The sequence below is a fragment of the Pseudomonas entomophila genome (genome assembly GCF_029478665.1).
Lineage (GTDB): Bacteria > Pseudomonadota > Gammaproteobacteria > Pseudomonadales > Pseudomonadaceae > Aquipseudomonas > Aquipseudomonas entomophila_F.
On record NZ_JARPQB010000035.1, the window covers coordinates 1 to 17,772 of the forward strand.

A 17,772-nucleotide genomic window follows, 5' to 3' on the forward strand; every position below is an offset into this window, starting at 1 on the left:
GGCAAGGAGGGGCAACCGCGGGTGCCCGAGGGCGTGCCGGCAAAGGGCGACGCGTTCTTGTTGGCACGATGATGGGGGGAGGGCGGGGAAGGGGAAATTAGTAAATTTGTGCTCACGGGCCTTAAAAAACCTAAGGCTGGCGGATGGTTGAGCGGGGGGATGGCGGCAAGGGAGGTGACAGGTGGTTTCGGGGGCAGTCAGGCATTGCTGAAGCACAAGATGGTGGCCCGTTCGCCGGCAAGCCGGCTCCTGCCGAGGCTTGCGTTGCACCCGTAGGAGCCGGCTTGCCGGCGAACCAGGCGCTACGGCCTACATTGGCAACAACCGGTCCTGGATCACCTCTTTCATCACCAGCGTCGAGCTCAGCCGCTTCACATTGGGAATGCTGGTCAATTGCTCGTCATAGAGCTTCTGGAACGCCGGCAGGTCCTTGGCCACCACATGCAGCAGGTAGTCCGGGTCGCCGAACAGCCGCTGTGCTTCGACGATCTGCGGGATCTCGCTCACCGCCGCCTCGAAGTCCGCCACCGGCTGGCGGGTCACCTCGCGCAGGGTCACGAACACCAGCGCGGCGAAATTCAGGCCCAGGGCGGCGGGGGCCAGGCGTGCGTGGTAACCGAGAATCGCGCCGGATTCTTCCAGCGCCTTGAGCCGACGATGGCAGGGCGACAGGCTCAAGCCCACGCGTTCGGCCAGTTCGGTCACCGACAGGCGTCCGTCTTTTTGCAGCTCGGCAAGGATCTTTCGATCGGTTCGGTCCATGGGGGAAGAATCTTCCAGGTTTCAGGGTGGTGTCGGGAATATACGAAAGAAAATCCCCGGGCGATATCCGTAATCTTTCTTTCAACGAAACTTGTTTGAAAGGAAGATTCCAAGTGGCCATGAGTGTATTGGCGGCGTTCTGGGCCGTGTCGTTCCTGTTCGTGATCAGCCCCGGCGCGGACTGGGCCTATGCCATCTCCGCCGGCATGCGCGGGCGTTGGGTGTTGCCGGCGGTGGCGGGGATGTTGTCGGGGCACTTCCTCGCGACCCTGGTGGTGGCGGCCGGGATGGGCAGCCTGATCGCCGGGCACCCGCTGGCGTTGACCCTGCTGACGCTGGCCGGCTGCACCTACTTGTTGTGGCTGGGCGGCAACCTGCTGCTCAGCCCGTCGGTGCCACAGGCGGGTGAGGATGGGGCGGGGGACTCCGGGTCACGCTGGGCGTTCAAGGGTTTTTGCGTGAGCGGGATGAACCCCAAGGTGTTCCTGCTGTTCCTGGCGCTGCTGCCGCAGTTCACCGACCCGCAGTCGAGCTGGCCGGTGCCGGCGCAGATCCTGCTGCTGGGGCTGGTGCACCTGTGCAGTTCGCTGGTGATCTACCTGATGGTCGGGTATGGCGCCAAGGCGGTGCTGCGCACCCGGCCGGCGGCGGCGCGGGTGGTGGGGCGGTTGTCGGGGGTGGTGATGATCGCGATCGCGCTGGGGTTGGTGGTCGGGCAGTTGCGTTAGGGGGCATCCCATTCAGGGCCACCAGATGCCCGCCGCAACCCTTGCAGCGTCTATGAGATGGAGCGCCGCCGCGCGGCGCATCGCGGATGAATCCGCTCCTACAGGCAGGGGGGCGGCGGCCGAAAAACCGCGTACAAGGCAAACAACTGTGGCCTTTCGGGCTGGGTCACGTTGCAACGAATGTAGGAGCGGATTCATCCGCGATGCGCCGCGCGGCGGCGCTCGATCTCAAGCGCGCTGCAAGCGCTACCGCCTGGCACCCGAAGCCCGCCACAACCACTGGTCCAGGCTCAACCGCCCAGCCCCCCTCAACAGCAACGGCAGCAGCGCCACCAGGTAGATCAACGGCAGCTTGTAGTTGCCATGCCCCTGGTCGGTGATCGCGTAGCCCTGCGCCAGCTCCGCCAGGCCCGACCATTCGGCCGGCCAGTGCACGGCGGCAATCGCCACCACCGTCACCACCATCAGCACCGCGGCGGCCAGGCGCGTGCCCAGCCCCAGCAGCAACAGCAACGGGCAGATCAGCTCGGCCCACATCGACAACTGCCAGTTCAACCCGGCCGGCAGCAGGTCGAAGGGGAAGGGGAAGCTGGCCTGCAGGTCGGCGAACCAGTTCGTACCGTTGAATTTCTCCAGCCCCGATTCGAAGAACTCCCAGGCCAGGAACAGCCGCAGCGGCAAATCGGCGCCCCAGCTGCCAAAGCGGTCGAGGACGGTGAACGGGCGAGTGAGGGTAGCGGTCGGCATGAGCGGCTCCTGGGATCAGTGGGACAGCGACGGTGCGGTGCGGCGCAGGCGAATCACCTGCTTGGCGACCAGCTTTAGGGCGATGGCGGCGAACATCAGGGCGAAGGCCAGCGGGTACCCGCCTCCCATCGGGATGCGTTTGTAGAACGACAGGCAGAACACCCCGGCAAGAAACCAGGTCCCGGTGGCGTGCAGGCTCTTCCACAGGCGTGGGCCGAGCAGGCGCATGGGGGCCTTGAACGAGGTCAGGGCCAGCAACAGGATGAACAGGTAGCCCAGCGACCCGGGAAGGTTGGCCAATGCCGTGCGTCCAGCCCAGAACAACTCGGGATACCCCTGGGCATACAGGTAGATCAGCACCCCATGCACCGTGTGCGAGAAGGCAAAGGCCAGGCCCAGGTAGCGCCGCTCGCGCAGCAGGCGCCGGCTCGCGGCGCCGGGCAGCAGCACGGCCAGCGACGAGGCCAGGAAGGTCAGCAGGAACAACGCGAACGAGCTGCGGGCCGTGGCGCGGATGGCACTGCGCAGGCCTTCGGCCCCCAGCGGGTGGGCGATCAGCACCGTGGCGGTCATCAGCAGGGTCAGGGCCGCGAGGGCGGCGAACAGCTTCCAGCCAGAGGGCAGGGCTTTCATGAGGGAGTCCCCGGTGTGTGGCGAGGGCAGGCTGCCTTCGCGCTCCAGTGGCCGGGAGTGTGTGGGGGGCGGGTATCGGCAGTGTGTCGAGGCAGCAGGGTTTATGTATCGTTGTGTAGGCGGGCATTGCCCAAGCCACCGCGCTGCGCCAGTATTGCCCGTTCGATTGCAGTGGAACCTCGCCGGTGACCCGCCCGCTCATCCTGCCCCTTGCCGAGAACTACCGTCATGGCGAGCACATCGCCCCGCACTGCCATGACCGTGCGCAACTGATCCATGCCATCAGCGGCGTGGTCACGGTCAATGCCCGCGAGGGCAGTTGGGTGGTGCCGCCCGGGCGCGGGGTGTGGGTGCCGGCGGCCACCGAGCACGAGCTGCGGATGTCCGGTGTGGTGCGCATGCGCACCTTGTTCATCGACCCCGGCGCGCGCCCGGATCTACCTGGCCAGTGCCAGGTGATCGAGATCTCGCCGCTGTTGCGCGAGCTGATCATCCGCGCCATGGACATCGCCCCCGCGCCACCGCCCCAGGGCCGTGACGCACGGATCATGCAGTTGATCCTCGACGAGATCCGCGTATTGCCGGTGTTCGCCCTGCATGTGCCAAGCCCACGCTCGGCGGTGTTGCAGGCCTTGAGCGAGGCCCTGCGCCAGGCTCCGGACGAGGACTGGAGCCTGGCCCGCGCCGCCGCCCACTGCGGGCTCAACCCACGCACCCTGACCCGCGCGTTCCAGCGCGAAACGGGGCTCAGCCTGGTGCAGTGGCTGCGGCGCATGCGCCTGCTGGCCAGCCTCGATGCCCTGGCGGCCGGGCGCTCGGTGCTGGCGGTGGCGCTGGACCTGGGCTACGACAGCCCCAGCGCGTTCAGCGCCATGTTTCGCCGCACCCTGGGGGTGTCGCCCTCGGTCTACTTCGGCCGGGCCGGCGAGCGCTGGTAGGCCAGCCCAGGCGTTTCCTCCCAGCCGCCGCCCAGGGCGGCGAACAGGTTCACCTCCGCCAGCAGTTGCGCCAGGCGATCGTTGATCAGGCCTTCCTGGGCGTTGAACAGCGAACGCTGGGCGTCGAGGTAGGTCAGGCTGCTGTCGATGCCGGTGCGGTAGCGATGCTCGGCCAGGTCGTGGTAGCGCTGGCTGGCCGCCACCAGGTCGCGCTGGGCCTGCAGTTGACGTTGAAAGGTGGCGCGCGCGGCCAGGCCATCGGCGACTTCCTGGAAGGCGCCCTGGATCGACTTTTCGTAGCGCGCCACCTGGATGTTCTTCTGCACCTTGGCGTAGTCGAGGCTGGCGCGCAGGCTGCCGGCATTGAACAACGGCAGGTTGATCTGCGGCTGGAACAGCCAGGTGCCGGAGCCGGCATCGAACAGGTCGGCCAGTTGGCGGCTGCTGGCGCCGGCGTTGGCGGTCAGGGTGATGCTGGGGAAGAACGCCGCGCGCGCCGCGCCGATATTGGCGTTGGCGGCGCGCAACTGGTACTCGGCCTCACGGATGTCCGGGCGGCGCTGCAACAGGTCCGCCGGCAGGCCTGCCGGTACCCGGGCGATCTGATCGTCCGCCAGGAGCAGCGCCGGCAGGCTGGCGCTGACCTCGACGCCGACCAGGCGGTTGAGCTGGTTCAGGTCCTGGGCGGCCAGGCGGGTGTAGCGGGCCACGGCGGCGCGGGAGCTGTCGACGCGGGTGGTGGCCTGGATCGCGTCGAGGGCCGAGAGGGTGCCGGTGCGGCGTTGGCGTTGGGTGAGGCGCAGGCTCTGCTCGTCGGCTTGCAGCGTCTGGGTGGACAGCGCCAGCAGCTCCTGGTCGGCGCGCCAGGTCAGGTAGGCGCCGGCCACGCTGGTGACCAGGCTGAGCTCGGCGCTGCGCCGGGCCTCGTCACTGGCCAGGTAGGTCAGCAGTGCCTGGTCGCTGAGGCTGCGCAGGCGGCCGAACAGGTCCAGCTCGTAGGCGCTGATGCCCACGGTCGCCGATTGCTGGCTGCTGATCATGCCCTTGCTTCCCGTCCTGCTGCGTGGCAAGTACTGGCGCTGGCCCTGGGCGTTGGCGGCGACCTTGGGCAGCAGCTCGGCGCGCTGGATGCGGTACTGGGCGCGGTAGCCTTCGACGTTGAGCGCGGCCACCCGCAGGTCGCGGTTGTTGGCCATGGCGGTATCGAGCAACTGGCGCAGGACCGGGTCATGGAACACCGCTTGCCACTCCAGCGGTAGCGCCGACGCCGATGGCCCACCGCTGTAGGCCACCCCGCCGGGGTAGTGGTCGGCGCTGGGGGAGTCCGGGCGCTGGTAGTCCGGGGCGAGGGTGCAGCCGGCCAACACGGTGGCCAGCAGCGGCAGGAGCAATCGGGTCATGCGGGGTTCCTGGGTTCAGGCACCGGCCATCCAGCGGGCCAGGCCGTGGCGGCCGCTGACCCCCAGTTTGGCGGTGGCTCGCTTGAGGTAGGTTTCCACGGAGCTGTTCTTCACATTCAGGCGCTGGGCCATTTGCGGCACGGTGCCACCGGTCAACAGGCCGATGCAGACTTCCTGTTCGCGGCTGGACAGGCGCACGGCCTCCTGGCTCAGGCGCTCGCCGAACACATGGCGCAAAGAACCGGCGTCATCCAGCGCCTCCATGCCGGCCCGGCGCAGGCAGGCTTGCTGGAGCAGGTGCGCGTGGTGCTCGACCAGTGGCAGCAAGGTGTCCGACAGGCTCTTGAGCAACGACAGTTCGGTCAGGGAAAAACCGCGCTGGTTCGGCAGGCGCTGGAAGCAGATGACCCAGCGCCGGTCGCCATTGCATGACACCAGATTGCACTGGTGGGCATTGCGCCGCGGATGCTGGGCGCTGGTCGGGGCGTTGATCTGGATCAGCAGCGGGTCCTGCATGCACAGGATGCTCTGCAGCAGCGGGTGGCGCAGGTGTTCCTGGATCGGCAGGCCATGGTGCAGGCCGGCGCTGCCCAGCACCTTGATCCGGCTGATGCTGGCCGGGTCGTTCTCGAGGGTCCATTCGCTGAGGTCGAGCCGATGGATCGGCACCTGGTTGCCGACCAGCAGGAGCATCTGTTCGGCGAAGCGCTCGTCGCCCGTGCTGGCAACCAGCTCACCCAGTTGCAGGTACAGGTGCGGGTCGTGACGGTGTTCGAGGCTGTCGGTCAGCTTCATGTCGTTGTCTTCCTTGATCGGGTGTCGCGGCGGGCGGGTCTTGCGACCGAGTCCTCTCTGTGTTTTCGGGGGTGGAGGCTATTGAATCGCAGGCGCCGAGTACGCGTCTGTAGTGGAAACCGGGGACAGAAAATGCCAGTTATCCCGACTGAAATGCTGGGCCTTGAACGAGGCTGTTTCTGTCCGGCGTGTCAGCTTGTCAGGTGATTGGCGTCAGAAAGCAGCCGGTTTGCCTCCGTTCGCCGCAGCAGGCGTGACGAGTAGGTCAGGTGCGTTATGGGGATGTAGTCAATGTCCTACAGGAAATTCAGCGTGCTCAGGCTGAGCGTTTTCCCGCCGGCGATGTCCGGGTTTCGGGGGCCATACAGGGGGATAGGGGGGTGTTTGAATCCGCGCAACCACTCTGTTTCAAGGACGATCCAAGCCCATGTTCGCCGCCGACACTTTCCCCTTGACCTGCGCGCAGCGCGACATCTGGCTGGACCAGCTCGGCCATGGTGACTCGCCGCTCTATAACATCGGTGGCTATGTCGAGCTGGATGGCGCGGTCGACCGCGCGCGCATGCAACGGGCCTTGACCCACCTGGTGGCCGTGCATGACGCACTCCGCACCGTGCTGGTGTCCACGCCGAGCGATGACGGCTTGCCGCGCCAGCGCTTCGTGACGGGCCTGCACGTCGTGCTGGCCGAACACGACCTGGCCGGCCAGCCTGACCCGGCTGGCGCGGCGCTGGCCCTGATGCAAACACAGTTGCAGCAGCCGTTCAGCCTTGGCGATGGCCCTCTGTTGCGCGTCGCACTGATTCACCTGGGCGGGCGGTGCCACCTGCTCGCGGCCCAGGCCCATCACCTGGTCCTCGACGGCTGGGGGTTCGAGCAGTTCTTCCACCGGCTGGGGCAGTACTACGGCTTGCTCGAGCAAGGCGCGGCCTTGCCGTCTTCGGCGCCGTCCTACGTGGCATTCATCGAGCAAGACCAGGCGTATCAGGCTTCGCCGCGACGTCAGCGAGACGGCGACTATTGGCTCGACCGGTATCGGCAGTTGCCGGATGTGCTGTTGCGCCCGCGCGAGCGCGGCCCGGTGCGCGCGGCAACGCCCAGCCAGGCGCTGCAGCGCAGCTTCGATCCCGCCCTGCTGGCGCGCATGCAACAGTTGGCCGCACGGTTGCAGGCATCGCCCCTGCATGTGCTGCTGGCGGCGTTGCACGTGTGCTTCTGCCGCGGCGGCCAGCGTGACGAGTGGGTGGTCGGCCTGCCCGTGCGCAATCGGGGCACGGCCTTGCACAAGGCGACGCTGGGATTGTTCGCCCAGGTCAGCGCGTTGCGCATGGACTTCGGCCGCACGCTGGCGTTTGCCGACCTGGTGCGGGCCATCGCCGGCACCCTCAAGCGCGATCTGCGCCACCAGCGCTTGCCGATGACCGAGCTCAATCGCGGCCTGGGCCTGTCGCGCGAGGCGCGTGCGCAGTTGTTCGAGGTGACGGTGTCATACGAGGAGGAGGGTAACGACCTATTCTACGGCGCCTTGCCCAGCCACACCGTCAAGGTCAGCAACGGCCACGAGCCAACACCGCTGTCCATCTACCTGCGCAGCAACCGCCACAATGGCAAGGCCTGGCTGCACCTGGTGCACAACCTGGGCTGGCTGGCGCCCGACGAGGTCGAGGCGCTGACCGGGCGGGTGCTGCAGGTGCTGGAGCAAGGGCTGGAGACGCCACAGCTTCGGGTCGATGCGTTCGAACTGCTGACGGATCGCGAGCGCGAGCAGTTGAGGCAATGGAATGCCACGGCTGCCGTTGGCCAGGGCGAGCCATTGATTCATCGGCGCATCGAGGCGCAGGCCGCCTTGCGTCCGCACGCCACGGCGGTCATGCAGGAGGGCCATGGCCTGAGCTACGGGCAGTTGAACCAGCGCGCCAATGCGCTGGCACGGCGCTTGATCGAGCTAGGGGTCAAGCCGGACCAGCGGGTGGCGGTGGCGGCGCGTCGTGGCCTGGACACCATGGTGGGCTTGCTGGCGGTGCTCAAGGCCGGCGCGGCTTATGTGCCCATCGACCCGGCTCATCCCCGCGAGCGCCTGGCCTACCTGCTGCAGGACAGCGCCCCCCAGGTGCTGCTGACCCAGTCCAGCCTGCGTGAGCGCTTCGCCGGGCAGGCGTTGCCGATCATCGAGCTCGATCTTCCGGATACTGAACCCGAATCAACGGCCGACCTCCATGTGCCGGGGCTGGCCGCGGACAACCTGGTGTACGTGATCTACACCTCGGGCTCCACCGGCCAACCGAAGGGGGTGATGGTCGAGCACCGCATGCTGGCCAACCTGGTCGACTGGCATTGCGCCACCTTCGACCTGCACGCCGGCAGCCACACTTCCAGCCTGGCGGGTTTCGGTTTCGATGCCATGGCCTGGGAGGTCTGGCCGGCCCTGTGCGCAGGTGCGACGCTGCACCTGGCGCCCGTGCGCGAAGGCGGCGAGGATATCGACGCCTTGCTGCGCTGGTGGCGCGAGCAACCGCTGCAGGTGAGCTTCCTGCCCACGCCGGTGGCCGAACATGCTTTCGCCCAGGGCCAGGCCCATCCGACACTGCGCACCTTGCTGGTCGGTGGCGACCGCCTGCGTCGGCTGGCTCGCGAGCGCGGCTGCCAGGTGATCAACAACTATGGCCCCACCGAGGCCACCGTGGTGGCGACTTCCGGAGAGGTCCTGGCGGGCGGGGCGCTGCATATCGGCAAGCCGATCGCCAACACGCAGTTGCATGTGCTCGATGAGCGACGCCGTCCGTTGCCTGTCGGGGCTGCCGGCGAGCTGTATATCGGTGGCCTGGGTGTTGCCCGGGGCTACCTGAACCGCCCCGAAATGACCGCCGAACGCTTCATCGACGACCCCTTCGACCAGCGCCCCGGCGCCCGGCTGTACCGCACGGGCGACCTGGTGCGCTGGTTGGCCGATGGCACCCTCGAGTACCTGGGGCGCAACGATGACCAGGTGAAGATCCGTGGCGTGCGGGTGGAACTGGGCGAGATCGAGGCGGCGCTGGCGACCCACGAGGCGGTCCGTGAAGGCGTGGTGCTGCTGCGTGACGGGCAGTTGGTCGCCTGGTACATCGCCGAGCGAGCCGTGGCGCCTTTGCAGTTGCATGAGCACTTGCGTGGTCGCCTGCCGGCCGCGTTGCTGCCGACGGCCTACATGGCGGTGTCGGCGTGGCCTTTGACCGCGAATGGCAAGCTTGACCGTCGCGCCTTGCCGGCACCGGACGTGCACGCCGCGCTGCGCCGCGCCCACGAGCCGCCGCAAGGCGATATCGAGCAACGCCTGGCGGCCCTGTGGGCTGAGCTGTTGCACGTCGAACGGGTCGGGCGGCAGGACCACTTCTTCGAGCTGGGCGGCCATTCGCTGATGGCCGTCCAGTTGATCGAGCGCATGCGCCAGGCGGGGATGCACGCCGATGTGCAGGTGCTGTTCGGGCAGCCGACCCTGGCCAGCCTGGCCGCGTCGGTCAGTGTCAGGCCGGTGATGGCGGTGCCGGGCAATCGCGTGCCGGCTGACTGTGCGCGGATCACCCCCGACATGCTGGCCCTGGCCGAGCTCGGCCAGGCTGATATCGAACGCATTGTTTCGGTGATCCCCGGGGGCGCCGCCAATGTGCAGGAAATCTACCCGTTGGCGCCCCTGCAGGAAGGCCTGCTCTACCACCACCTCACCGAGGCCCGCGACCCCTACCAGCAGCAAGCGTTGTTCGCCTTCACCGGCCACGCTGAACTGCTGGCGTTCAGCCAGGCGCTGGAACAGGTCATTGCGCGTCACGACATCCTGCGCACCAGCCTGGCCTGGGATGGGCTCGAGCAACCCCAGCAAGTGGTGTGGCGCCAGGCGCGGTTGCCGCTGACGGTGCTTGAGCCGGGCCAGGGCGATGCCGTCGCGTTGTTGCGCGGACGGCAAGCCACACTGGACCTGCGTCAGGCGCCAATGATGGCCCTGGCCTGCGTCGAGGATCGCGCCAATGGGCGCTGGCTGGGCATGCTGCACTTCCATCACCTGGTCAACGACGCGGTGTCGGTGCAGGTGTTGCTGGCGGAGCTGGAAGCCTTGATGACGGGCCAGGGCCATGCCCTGGCGGCGCCCGTCGCCTATCGCAACTATGTGGCCGTGAGCCGCGACCCGGCACGCCAGGCGGGTCACGAACAGTTCCTGAAAACGCTGTTGGCGGGTATGGAGGTACCGGCACAGCTGGCGGGGATGGGCGAGACGCTGGACGCGCAGGCACTGGAAAGCGCCGCACTGGCCGTGCCCGAGCCGCTGGCCAAGGCGTTAAGGGGCTTGGGGCGCGCCCACGATGTCGGTTTGGGCAGCCTGTTCCACCTGGCTTGGGCGCTGGTGCTGGGCGCATTGGGAGGCCGTGACGAGGTGGTGTTCGGCAGTGTGCTGCTGGGCCGCATGCTGGCGGGCGAGGGCGCTGACCGGGCCTTGGGCATGTTCGTCAACAGCCTGCCGTTGCGGGTTGCGCTGAAGGGGCCGGGTGTTGGCGGCGCGTTGCAGGCCACCCACGCGCAGTTGGCCGCCTTGCTCGGCCATGAGGATGCGCCGCGGGTGTTGGCCCAGCGTTGCAGCGGCCTGCCGGCTGGCGTGACGTTGTTCGACAGCCTGCTCAACTACCGCCACGGCCCGGCGCCGGATGCGCGCAAGCTGCCAGGGGTGACACTGGTGGACGCCAGCGAAGTCCACAGCCATGCCCTGGTGCTCACCGTGGACGAAGCAGGCGACGACATTCACCTGCATGTGCGAGCGCCCCGTGAGCTGGGTGCGCGGCGTGTGCTCGGGCATGTGGCCTGTGCCTTGCGGCAGCTGGCCGAGGCGCTGCAAGGCGACCCCGGGCGGGCGCTGACGTCGTTGTCGACGTTGCCGGATGACGAGCGCCAGCATCTGTTGTCGACGCTCAACGCCACCGACACACCCCTTGATCCGGCACATGTGCATTGGCCGGCCCTGTTCGCCGCCCAGGTGCGGCGAACCCCGCACGCCGTGGCGTTGCAAAGCGAAGAGGCGCAGTTGACCTACCGCGAACTCGATGCCCAGGCCAACCGCCTTGCCCATCACCTGGTCGGCCTTGGCGTGAGGCCTGACAGCCGGGTGGCGGTGTGTGTCGAGCGCAGTGTGCAGCTGATCGTCGCCCTGCTGGGCGTGCTCAAGGCCGGCGGTGCCTACGTGCCGCTGGACCCGGGCTATCCCGACGAACGCCTGCGCTACATGCTGGCGGACAGCGCGCCATTGGCCGTGCTGGTGCACGGTGCGACCCGGGGCTTGTTCGAGCCTTCGCCCACCTTGGTCGACCTCGACCAGAATGACTGGCAGGCTCATTCGCAGCAGGCCCCGGTTGTTGCGCAACTGAGCGGCGAGCACCTGGCCTACGTCATGTACACCTCCGGCTCCACCGGCACGCCCAAAGGGGTGATGGTCGAGCACCGAGGCCTGTGCAACCTGATGCACTGGGGGTCGACGCTTTGCCCGCCACAAACCGACGGTGCCTTGCTGCAGCGGGCGCCCTTCAGCTTCGACGGTTCGGTCTGGGAGTTGTTCTGGCCGCTGTGCGCCGGCCTGCGCCTGGTGCTGGCGCGCCCGGACGGGCACCGTGACCCGGCCTACCTTGTGCAAGTGATCCAGGCGCGCCGGGTGACCACGGTGAAATTCGTCCCCGCGTTGCTTCACGCGTTCCTCGAAGCGCCACACGTCGAGGGCTGCACCAGCCTCACCGACGTTTTCTGCGGCGGTGGCGAGCTGACCCTGGCGCTGGCCCGCCGCTTGCGCGAACGCTTGCCGCGGGTGCGCCTGCACAATGTCTATGGGCCGACCGAGGCCACCGTCGACAGCACCGCCTGGACGCTGGAACCTCAGCAGCCACTGCCGGAGCAGGCACCGCCGATCGGTCGGCCCATCGGCAATACCCGCTTGTATGTGCTCGACGCCCATGATCGGCCGGTACCGTTGGGGTGCATCGGCGAGCTTCATATCGGTGGCATCGGTGTCGCGAGGGGATACCTGGGCTTGCCGGAGTTGCAAGCGGCGCGCTTCATTGCCAGCCCGTTCGTCGAAGGCGACCGGCTGTACCGCACGGGCGACCTGGTGCGCTATCGGGCCAACGGTGACCTGGAGTTCCTCGGGCGCAACGATTTCCAGGTCAAGCTCAATGGCTTGCGGATCGAGCTGGGCGAGATCGAGGCGCTGCTGGCCGCCCACTCGGCACTCGGGCAGGCGGTGGCGCTGGTCCGCGATGAACGCCTGGTGGCCTATGCCGCCTGTCGGGAAGGCCATGCGGCGCCAGCGCTGGAGACCCTGCGCAGCTACCTGTTGGCGCACTTGCCCGCCTACATGGTGCCGTCGGCCTACGTCATCCTCGGGCAGTTGCCGCTGAGCCCCAACGGCAAGATCGATCGCCAGGCACTGCCGGCGCCGGGGCCGGAGGCGGTGATCAGCCGCACCTACCAGGCGCCGCGCGACGATCTGGAGCAGGCCCTGGCGCAGATCTGGACCGAGGTGTTGAAAATCGAGCAAGTGGGACGTGACGACAACTTCTTCGAGCTGGGCGGGCACTCGCTGCTGGCGGTGAACCTGGTGGCGCGCATGCGCCAGGCCGGGCTGCACACCGATGCCCGCATGCTGTTCAGCCAGCCGACGTTGGCGGGGTTGGCGGCGCATACGCGGCGGGAAGACATCCAGGTGCACATTCCGAAGACCACCATTCCCGGGCTGGGCGGGCGTCGCCGGCTCTGAGTGGCGTGTTTGGGCCGGCTGGTTTGGGGGGCGAGGATGGGACTATGCTTGCCCCATGACCACCCAGCCTCCCCAACGCCATCCCTGCCCACCAGGCGCCTGTGACTGCGGCCGCGAGCGTCTGGCCGATGCCCCTGCCCGGGACCTGCGCATCCTGCTGCTCACGCGGGAGGAGGAAAAGCGCCTGCTCGAGCGCCTGGAGAACCTGAAAGACCTGGACGACCTCAAGCGCCTGCAAGCGAGGTTGTACGAGAACCTCGGCATCCGCGTGCATATCGCCCCGGGCTTCAACGAGGTGCGCACCATGCGCGGTTTCGTCATCGAGCTGGAGGCGCAGGTCGGCCTGTGCCGCAAGACCCGCCAGTCGATCCCGGCGGCGATCCGTCGCGGGCTGGAGCGCAACCCGCAGGTGGCCTTCCGCCTGCTCGATGCCCACGACCTGCTAGGCGATGCCTGAAGGCCTCAGCGCATCGCCGCCAGCTTGATGCCGAACCCCACCAGACAGGCGCCGGCCAGGCGTTCGAGCAGGTGGCTGATGCGCGGGTTGGCACGCATGCGCTCGGCCAGGTGGTGGGTCAGCAGCACCGCGACCAGGCCATAGAGCAGGGTCAACCCGGCGACGGTCAGCGCCATGAAGGCGAAGGTCACCACGCCTTGGTGGCGCACCGGGTCGATGAACAGCGGGAAGAAGGCCATGTAGAACATGATCGCCTTGGGGTTGAGCAGGGTGATCATCATGGTCTGGCGCAGGTAGCGCCCGCTGCTCATGCTGCTCTGTCGCGGCCCGGCGCCGGGCTTGCTCAGCAGCATGCGCAAACCTAGCCAGGCCAAGTAGGCCGCGCCGGCCCACTGCACGACGTGGAAGGCCGCGGGGTACGCGGCCAGCAGGGTGGCGACACCGGCGACGGCCAGCCACATGAGTACCTGATCGCCCAGGATGACGCCGAAGGTGGCGGCCAGCCCGCCCTTGACGCCGCCCTTGCCAGTGGCGGTGATCAGGGCGAAGTTGCCGGGGCCGGGGATCGCCAGGAGGATGAGGAACGCAATCACGAAAGCGCCGTAGTCGGTCACGCCGAGCATGGGGTGTCTCCTGGTCGAGTGGTCGGGGGAACTGGATTTATGCCACCATCCGCAGCGCTTGCACAGCCGCCTCGAGGCGGTTACAGGTAATTTTCTTCCTTTGCTCTTCGTATTCAGGAAAGCCGCCCTGCGCCTGGCGCGTTCGGCCCTCATCATTCAAGGAGACAGGCAATGACTTCCGTTTTCGACCGCGACGACATTCAATTCCAGGTGGTGGTCAACCACGAAGAGCAATATTCCATCTGGCCTGACTACAAGGCGATCCCCAATGGCTGGCGCGCGGTCGGCAAGAGCGGCCTGAAGAAGGACTGCCTGGCCTACATCGACGAGGTGTGGACCGACATGCGTCCGTTGAGCCTGCGCCAGCAGATGGCCGAAGCCGCGGCGCAGTGAACCCGTCGATGCTGAACCTGCTGTGCCTGCCTTACTCGGGCGCCAGCGCCATGGTCTACAGCCGCTGGCGGCGCAAGCTGCCGGCCTGGTTGCAGGTGCGGCCGGTGGAGCTGCCGGGGCGCGGGGCGCGTCTGGGTGAACCGCTGCACACAGACTTGCAGGCGCTGGCGCGGCAGTTGGCCCACGAGCAGCGCGCAATCGCCAACGCCCCCTATGCGTTGCTCGGGCACAGCCTGGGCGCGCTGGTGGCGTTCGAACTGGCCCATGAACTTCAGGTGTTGGGTTGTCCGCCACCGGTGGCGCTGTTCGCCTGCGGCACGGCCGCGCCAACCCGGCGCGAGGACTACGACGGCAACAACTGGCGCGAGCCCAAGAGCGACGCCGAGCTGATCGCCGAGTTGCGCAAGCTGGGCGGTACGCCCGAGGAGGTGCTGGCCAACGAGGAACTGATGGGCCTGACCTTGCCGGTGCTGCGCGCCGATTTCCTGCTGTGCGGGCGCTATGCCTACCGCCAGCGTGCGCCATTGAACTGCCCGCTGCATGTGCTCGGTGGCGAGCAGGACCGCGCCAGTGAAGAGCAGTTGTTGGCCTGGCGCCGAGAGGCGGTGGGCGATTTTTCCCTCAAGCACTTTCCTGGCGGGCATTTTTTCATACACGAACAGGAAGATGCCGTCCTGAAACAGATGATCGATGCCTTGCAGTCCCTCCACCCGCGACAGTCGCAGGTTTCATTTGCTTGACGGTGTCCACGTGGTGGATGAGGCGCGGCGCTTCATCGCTACGCGCCCGGACATGGTTGATTGACGTAACCCCCTGTCTGGGGGAGGCTTGGGCATCTTTCCAGGCAGGGACCGAACATGTTGATCGATCGTCAAAAGGCCACATTGCTGGTGGTCGACATCCAGGAAAAACTGATCGGCGCCATGAGCGACCCCGAGGGCACGCGTGCCCGGGCGCGCTGGCTGCTGGCGGCCAGCGCGGAGCTGGAACTGCCCACGGTGATTTCCGAGCAATACCCCAAGGGGCTGGGCCCTACCCTGGCCGAGCTCAAGGCCGCGTCGCCCGGCGCCGAGGTTGTCGAAAAGCTGCATTTTTCCTGCGTCGCCGCCGAGTGCCTGCCGGCCAGCCTGCTGGCCCGTGAACAGGTGATCGTCTGCGGCATGGAAACCCATGTCTGCGTGCTGCAAACGGTGCTGGGCCTGCGTGCACTGGGCAAGCAGGTGTTCGTCGTCGAGGATGCCTGCGACAGCCGGACGCCTGCCAGCAAGGCGGCGGGGCTGGCGCGCATGCACGATGCGGGGGCGCAGGTCGTCACCCGCGAGATGGTGCTGTTCGAACTGCTGGGCAGCGCCAGCCATCCGTTGTTCCGCCACATCAGCAAGACCTACCTGGTCGGTGAGCAACCCTGAACGGGCGCCTGCTGGCGGCCGGGCTGCTGTGCCTGGGGTTGCTGCAAGGATGCGCCGGTCGCCGTGAGGAACAGCCGCAAAGCGATCCGGCCAAGGTGCGCGCCCAGCTCGAGCGCTTGCTGCCACCTCAGGTCAAGGATCGCCGGGGTTGGGCCGAGGACATCCAGGTGGCGCTGCAGGCCCAGGGCATCGCCCCGAGCAAGGGCAACCTGTGCGCGGTGTTGGCAGTGACCGAACAGGAGTCGACCTTCAACGCCGACCCGCAAGTGCCAAACCTGGGGCGGATTGCCCGTGATGAGATCGATCGGCGGGCGGCGCGCTTGCACATTCCACGCCTATTGGTTGACGGTGCGCTGCGCACGCCTTCAAGCAATGGCCAGACCTACCAGCAACGCCTGTTGGCCGTGCGCAGTGAAAAGCAGCTCAGTGCCCTGTATGACGAAGTCATCGACCGCCTGCCGCTGGGGCGCACCTTGCTGGATGGGTTGAACCCGGTGCACACCGGCGGGCCGATGCAGGTCAGCATCGATTTCGCCGAACAGCATGCCAAGGGCTACCCCTATGCCGACAAAGGCACTGTTCGTCAGGAGGTGTTCAGCCGTCGGGGCGGGATGTACTTCGGTATCACCCACCTGCTGGGGTATCCGACCCATTACGACCGGGCGCTGTACCGCTTCGGCGATTTCAACGCCGGTTGGTACGCCAGCCGCAACGCCGCGTTCCAGGCGGCATTGAGCCGGGCGACCGGGGTAGCGCTGGCGCTGGATGGCGACCTGGTAGCACCGGGGGCGATCATGCCGGGCACTACCGAGCAGGCGGCCCGCAAGTTGGGGGTGAAGCTGGGGCTGCGCAATCCGCAGATCCGCGCGCAGCTGGAACGGGAAAACAACCTCGACTTCGAGGACACCGTGCTGTATCGCCAGGTGTTCGCCCTGGCCGAGGCGAAGGCCGGCAAGGCGCTGCCGCGGGCAGTGCTGCCGGGTATCGAGCTGAAGAGCCCGAAGATCACCCGCAAGTTGACCACCGCGTGGTTTGCCGGGCGGGTGGATGAGCGTTACCAGCGGTGCATGCAGCGTTGAGGTGTTCGCGGTTTGGTAGCCTTGTTGTGTTGTCGAGATCGAGCGCCGCCTGTGCGGCGCATCGCGGATGAATCCGCTCCTACAGCGGTCGCAACGTCCGCTCGATGACCTCCACGAATGCCCGCACCAGCGGGCTGCGCTCATGCCTGCGGGTCAGCACCAATAACGGCACCGTGGCGCCGGGCTCGTCCAGCGGCAGGTAGGTCACGCCACTGCGTACCAATGTGCGCGTGCACTGCGGCACCACCGCCACACCCCGGCCAGCGGCGACCAGGGCGATGATCGAGGTGATCTGCTTGCCGGTCGGCGCTGGCCGCGGCGTCAGCCCGTTGCGCCGGTACAGGGTCTGGATGATCTCGTTCAGCCCCGAACCATAATCGGTGGGAAACGCAATCAGCGGATAGGCGCCCAGCTCGGCCAGGGTCACCTGCGACTGGCGGGCGAGGGGGCTGTCGCTGGCGATCGCCGCCACCAGCGGCTCGTTGCCCAGGCAGATGGCCTGCACCTGTGTGTCGTCGGCTGGCGGTTGCATGCGGCTCATGCCGATGTCCAGTCGGCCCTCGACGATCTGCGACCACTGGGTGCTCGACGCGCCTTCCTCGACCGTCAGTTGCACATCCGGATAGGCCGAGCAGAACGCCTGGATGGTGTGGCTGAACACATCCGACAGCGCGATCGAGCTGGCGTAGCCGACGGCCAGATGGCCTGCCGAGCCCGCCGCCAGCTTGCCGGTAATGGCGGCCGTCAGGTCGACCTGCTCCAGCACTGCTCGCGCATACGGCAGGAAATGCAGGCCTTCGGAGGTGAGGGTGACATTGCGGGTACTGCGGTCGAACAGGCGGAAACCCAGCTCCGCCTCCAGCGCCGAGATCTGCCGGGTCAGCGGGGGCTGGGCGATGTGCAGGCGTGAAGCGGCGCGGCCAAAGTGCAACTCGTCGGCGACAGCCAGGAAATAGCGCAGGCGGCGGAGGTCGATCATCTTCGTCCTTGAGTATCAATCGGTCGGAATTCGGTATTGGATCCAAGCAGCGCCCTATCTTAT

Annotated in this window: 15 protein-coding genes; 8 read left to right on the plus strand and 7 right to left on the minus strand. The window is 67.3% G+C overall.

Annotation, left to right across the window (positions count from 1 at the left end; translation table 11 throughout):
* Positions 1–309: 309 nt before the first annotated feature.
* Positions 310–762, minus strand: coding sequence for an Lrp/AsnC family transcriptional regulator (locus tag P5705_RS17625; RefSeq protein WP_011534480.1), 453 nt, complete (start codon positions 760–762; stop codon positions 310–312).
* A gap of 113 nt (positions 763–875) precedes the next feature.
* Between P5705_RS17625 and P5705_RS17630 the strand changes: the two genes are divergently transcribed.
* A complete protein-coding gene (locus P5705_RS17630) occupies positions 876–1,490 on the plus strand; it encodes a LysE family translocator (RefSeq protein ID WP_277462153.1) in 615 nt (204 codons plus the stop codon).
* 246 nt (positions 1,491–1,736) lie between these two features.
* Here the strand turns inward: P5705_RS17630 and P5705_RS17635 are convergent, their stop codons facing one another.
* Together P5705_RS17635 and P5705_RS17640 are read right to left on the minus strand one after the other, a co-directional pair.
* On the minus strand, positions 1,737–2,237 hold the full coding sequence (locus tag P5705_RS17635) for an HvfX family Cu-binding RiPP maturation protein (RefSeq protein WP_277462154.1): 501 nt from the start codon (positions 2,235–2,237) through the stop codon (positions 1,737–1,739).
* A gap of 15 nt (positions 2,238–2,252) precedes the next feature.
* Positions 2,253–2,870, minus strand: coding sequence for a ferric reductase-like transmembrane domain-containing protein (locus P5705_RS17640; protein WP_277462155.1), 618 nt, complete (start codon positions 2,868–2,870; stop codon positions 2,253–2,255).
* A gap of 185 nt (positions 2,871–3,055) precedes the next feature.
* Here P5705_RS17640 and P5705_RS17645 point away from each other — a divergent pair, with 185 nt between their 5' ends.
* Positions 3,056–3,808 (plus strand): AraC family transcriptional regulator, encoded by a 753-nt coding sequence (locus tag P5705_RS17645; RefSeq protein WP_277462156.1) that lies wholly within the window; start codon positions 3,056–3,058, stop codon positions 3,806–3,808.
* Here P5705_RS17645 and P5705_RS17650 read toward each other — a convergent pair.
* Both P5705_RS17650 and P5705_RS17655 read right to left on the minus strand, forming a co-directional pair.
* Positions 3,778–5,208, minus strand: coding sequence for an efflux transporter outer membrane subunit (locus P5705_RS17650; RefSeq protein ID WP_277462157.1), 1,431 nt, complete (start codon positions 5,206–5,208; stop codon positions 3,778–3,780). The genes P5705_RS17645 and P5705_RS17650 overlap by 31 nt on opposite strands.
* Before the next feature lie 15 nt (positions 5,209–5,223).
* A complete protein-coding gene (locus P5705_RS17655) occupies positions 5,224–6,003 on the minus strand; it encodes a helix-turn-helix transcriptional regulator (RefSeq protein WP_277462158.1) in 780 nt (259 codons plus the stop codon).
* Between the two features lie 427 nt (positions 6,004–6,430).
* Here P5705_RS17655 and P5705_RS17660 point away from each other — a divergent pair, with 427 nt between their 5' ends.
* Together P5705_RS17660 and P5705_RS17665 are read left to right on the plus strand one after the other, a co-directional pair.
* Positions 6,431–12,769, plus strand: a complete 6,339-nt coding sequence (locus P5705_RS17660) for a non-ribosomal peptide synthetase (RefSeq protein ID WP_277462160.1) — start codon at positions 6,431–6,433, stop codon at positions 12,767–12,769.
* A gap of 55 nt (positions 12,770–12,824) precedes the next feature.
* Positions 12,825–13,226, plus strand: coding sequence for a hypothetical protein (locus tag P5705_RS17665; RefSeq protein ID WP_277462161.1), 402 nt, complete (start codon positions 12,825–12,827; stop codon positions 13,224–13,226).
* A gap of 5 nt (positions 13,227–13,231) precedes the next feature.
* On the opposite strand, the gene P5705_RS17670 is transcribed toward P5705_RS17665, so the two are convergent.
* Positions 13,232–13,849 carry a LysE family transporter gene (locus P5705_RS17670; protein WP_277462162.1) on the minus strand — a complete coding sequence of 206 codons (618 nt, stop codon included), beginning with the start codon at positions 13,847–13,849 and terminating at the stop codon, positions 13,232–13,234.
* Positions 13,850–14,020: 171 nt separating this feature from the next.
* On the opposite strand from P5705_RS17670, the gene P5705_RS17675 reads away from it, so the two are divergent.
* The 4 genes from P5705_RS17675 (at position 14,021) to P5705_RS17690 (ending at position 16,730) form a co-directional block, all read left to right on the plus strand.
* Positions 14,021–14,242, plus strand: a complete 222-nt coding sequence (locus P5705_RS17675) for an MbtH family protein (RefSeq protein WP_011534470.1) — start codon at positions 14,021–14,023, stop codon at positions 14,240–14,242.
* 8 nt (positions 14,243–14,250) lie between these two features.
* Positions 14,251–14,982 carry a thioesterase II family protein gene (locus P5705_RS17680; protein WP_277462163.1) on the plus strand — a complete coding sequence of 244 codons (732 nt, stop codon included), beginning with the start codon at positions 14,251–14,253 and terminating at the stop codon, positions 14,980–14,982.
* Between the two features lie 117 nt (positions 14,983–15,099).
* Positions 15,100–15,651: a hydrolase gene (locus P5705_RS17685; protein ID WP_277462165.1), complete on the plus strand. Its 552-nt coding sequence runs from the start codon at positions 15,100–15,102 to the stop codon at positions 15,649–15,651.
* Complete coding sequence (locus P5705_RS17690) at positions 15,648–16,730, plus strand: DUF1615 domain-containing protein (protein ID WP_431196959.1); 1,083 nt, start codon at positions 15,648–15,650, stop codon at positions 16,728–16,730. The genes P5705_RS17685 and P5705_RS17690 overlap by 4 nt, the downstream gene beginning before the upstream one ends.
* 79 nt (positions 16,731–16,809) lie before the next feature.
* Here the strand turns inward: P5705_RS17690 and P5705_RS17695 are convergent, their stop codons facing one another.
* Entirely contained in the window at positions 16,810–17,709 is a 900-nt protein-coding gene (locus P5705_RS17695) for a LysR family transcriptional regulator (RefSeq protein ID WP_277462166.1), read from the minus strand.
* Positions 17,710–17,772: the final 63 nt, after the last annotated feature.